Here is a 2,904-nt window from a genome sequence, read left to right as displayed (position 1 = left end):
ACCGTCCACAAAGAAGGAGAGAAACAAAACCTTATCCACATCTTGAGCCTTACGGCTCAAGCCAAAGGGTGGGTCAGTTTGAGATGGAAATTGCGGGTCAGTTCTGCGTGGAAATCAACAGGTAGGCCCGCCAAGGTCGCCGCAATCAAAATCTCGAATACTATGCGGCCGGATTTGATGAACAGCAGCCAAACTTTGGGTTGCTGGGATCCATCGACCTCTTCCATCGTCATTTGGCGTCCTCAGCTAAATTCCTTCGAGGAATTCTCCGGCGTACTGATTCATGAACTGGTGCATGCGAAAACTGGCTATTCCGATGTCACACGCGATTTCGAGAGCGCCCTAACCACCACCATAGGAGACCTGTGCCTGGGTTGGTGGAACGCCGTTGGCAAGAGCGGAACAATCCCAAAATCAGTCGATGCGCGTGTTCCGCTAACAGATAGTGCAAAACAAACAAATGCAATCAGCGAACCGATCAGCTACAAGGAGCTGACCACCAAGTTTGAGTTGCAGCAAGTCGAGCTGAGTACAGCCTACAAAACCATTGCTCAGCTGCGCGCAGACGCCGAGGCTAAAGAAGCCAAGGCACGCACCACAGTTCTGGCGGAGGTCAATGCTGCGACCGCCACTGAATTCCGCCCATCCATCCCTTCACCGTCGGTTCAGGACATCAAGGCATCCCAGACCTATGGCGAGTTACTGACCACGAAGGAAGCGCAGGCCATCCAACTCGACAAGGCGCTGCAAACCATCGTACGTTTGCGTGAAGACGTCGATATTGAGCGCAAGAAAACCACTCAAGCCCTTAACGAACGTCACAGCATCCAGACAGATTTGAACAAATTCCAGGCCATGCAGCGTGAAGTCTCCGCAGAACGCTCACCCCCTCGGTCAGCGGCCAAGCCCTGGTACAAATTTTGGTGAAGCGTGGACCTCCTAAGTGGCAGGTCCAATACGATCAAGCCATGCCCCAACCTAAGCTCTGGTCGCCTATTCGATAGAGGCGAACATTATGAGTGGGGCTCGGTCCGACTAATTTTTCCATCCGACCAGTTCAAGAGGCCGCAATCCAAACCGCACGGCATTTCCGGCATGCAAGCCCGCTAATTCCTTGAGCACGAGCTGTGTGAAATGCTCGCGGTCTTCAGGTTGCACACTTGCAGGCAGCATGGCGCTGACGCTCGCCGCATTGGTTGGCTGGCCGCTGCGAACAACAGCTGCAATCACCTCACCAAGCACTTGCCGGTAGCGCAAGCGCAAGATGTCTGGCGGCACCAAACTTTGCTGCACAGCCACGTACTGCTGGCATGAACGCTCATAGGCCCACACAAAAACATCTCGCAGCAGATCAACCTGATTGAGCTCGTACACACCGATCATGGCATCCACATAGGCTTGCTGCGGCACATCAATGAATGACAGCGGGCACAGGTTGTGGCGAATGAACGGAATGTTGGCAGCCAGGCGCGACACACGCTTGTTCACATCCTCGAAAGGCTGCAAGTAAGGCAAGTGCACCATCAAGAAGAAGGCTTGCTCGAAAGGATCTTCGATCTCTGCGGCCATACCCACCACGATGCCGAACAACTCTTCCAGACGCTGAGGCAAAGCCACGGGTAGGTAGACGCTGCCGCCAATTTCTACGGCACGACTGCGAATGCGGCCACACATGGCGGGGTCAGGCATCAAGCCATCAGAGAGCAAGGCATGCAAGGCCACGATGGTGTCCTGCGACACCACGGCTTGCTCGGGCGAGTGCACGAGAAATTCGATGGCCTGCTTGTGGTTCAGGATCATCTGCGTCTCAAAGGCATCCTTACCCTCCGCCACCTGACCAAACTCAATCAGCCTTGCGGTATCCAAGCGGCTGTAGGTATTGCCTTCCAGCTGTGACGAAGCCCAAGAAAGGTCGATCAGCAAGCGGTTAAGAATGTCCCTGGCAAAGGTACCTGCAGGTGTCTGTTCGGCAGGTGAGCGTCCTAAGGCATGCAGCTGCTCCCGCAACTTCAAAGGCAGGTACGCGGTGTGGTTGGGGTGGTATTGCTCCAAAAATTCCGTGCGGTAGACCACAGGTTTGCGCAGGTGCCGAGGCTGGCGCACATATGCCTTGATAGCTGCGCCTTCAGCGCTGACAGGAACATATGGCTCGATCGCAGCCTCTGTGCCTGCAGAAGCTACGCCACCTGCGCTTTCATCTTCCAGAACAGGAAAGTAGCGCACGGCCCGCGCTTGCCCCTGCACCCGAATGCGCCCCTGCTCCACCAATGAGGCCAATCTGCGTTGAAGGCTACGACGTTGCAGGGCCAGCCCTGATTCCTGCAGCACTTCTTCAGCGCTCACCCCTTCTGGGTGACGCTCAATGACATTGACCAACAAGTCAAGTTCTTGCTGTGGTTTGACGCTATTCATGACGCGAATTATGACGCAATATGAAAATTGCGTCAATAATTTGACGCAATAAGAGAGAGTTGCGACAGCCGCTAGCCTTGGTGCTTGTGAGCACTCTGAACCAACAGACCCCACTTTTCCTCGTAGGTTTTAAAGCCCAAGCCCCGCTCAAACAGCTGGCGAATAGTCGTGAATGCTGTAGCTTGCAGCTCCGGGCTCCGAGTCAGCTCAATGTCCAAGCCTGTTGCCGTTTTGACCTTCTTGCGGGCATCACGATAGGCATCCTTGGAAACACCACGGCTAAAGGCCAACACATCGCCCAAAAGCCAAAGCCGAAGCTTGTTTTGCATGACTGGGGAGAGCCGATTGATGCCGTTGACGTCAGGCAGCACTGTATTGACCCAGCGGTTTCTGCACAGGTCAGGCTGCTAAAGCATAAGCCTCAGCGGGGGTCTTCATGCCCAGCGCCTGATGAGGGCGCCGGTGGTTATAAAAGCCGATCCAATCTGCGAT

General features: G+C 54.8%; 4 protein-coding genes. 1 reads left to right on the top strand and 3 read right to left on the bottom strand.

Going from position 1 to position 2,904, the window contains the following annotated elements:
- Positions 1–927, top strand: a 927-nt coding sequence (locus tag SJH88_RS18780; protein ID WP_274755346.1) for a hypothetical protein, incomplete at its 5' end; no start/stop codon positions are given.
- Between the two features lie 108 nt (positions 928–1,035).
- Here the strand turns inward: SJH88_RS18780 and SJH88_RS18775 are convergent.
- The 3 genes from SJH88_RS18775 to SJH88_RS18765 form a co-directional block, all read right to left on the bottom strand.
- The gene (locus tag SJH88_RS18775; RefSeq protein ID WP_239225071.1) at positions 1,036–2,412 is read right to left on the bottom strand and encodes a Fic family protein; all 1,377 of its coding nucleotides are present in this window, start codon (positions 2,410–2,412) and stop codon (positions 1,036–1,038) included.
- 71 nt (positions 2,413–2,483) lie between these two features.
- Positions 2,484–2,741 carry a hypothetical protein gene (locus SJH88_RS18770; RefSeq protein ID WP_274755345.1) on the bottom strand — a complete coding sequence of 86 codons (258 nt, stop codon included), beginning with the start codon at positions 2,739–2,741 and terminating at the stop codon, positions 2,484–2,486.
- A 70-nt stretch (positions 2,742–2,811) separates the two neighbouring features.
- Positions 2,812–2,904: an integrase core domain-containing protein gene (locus tag SJH88_RS18765; RefSeq protein WP_274754630.1), complete on the bottom strand. Its 93-nt coding sequence runs from the start codon at positions 2,902–2,904 to the stop codon at positions 2,812–2,814.

The organism is Comamonas sp. GCA5, from assembly GCF_036541385.1.
GTDB classification, from domain to species: Bacteria; Pseudomonadota; Gammaproteobacteria; order Burkholderiales; family Burkholderiaceae_C; genus Comamonas; species Comamonas aquatica.
Note: the sequence above shows the minus strand (reverse complement) of the source record. Positions and strands in the feature narration are given on the sequence as shown.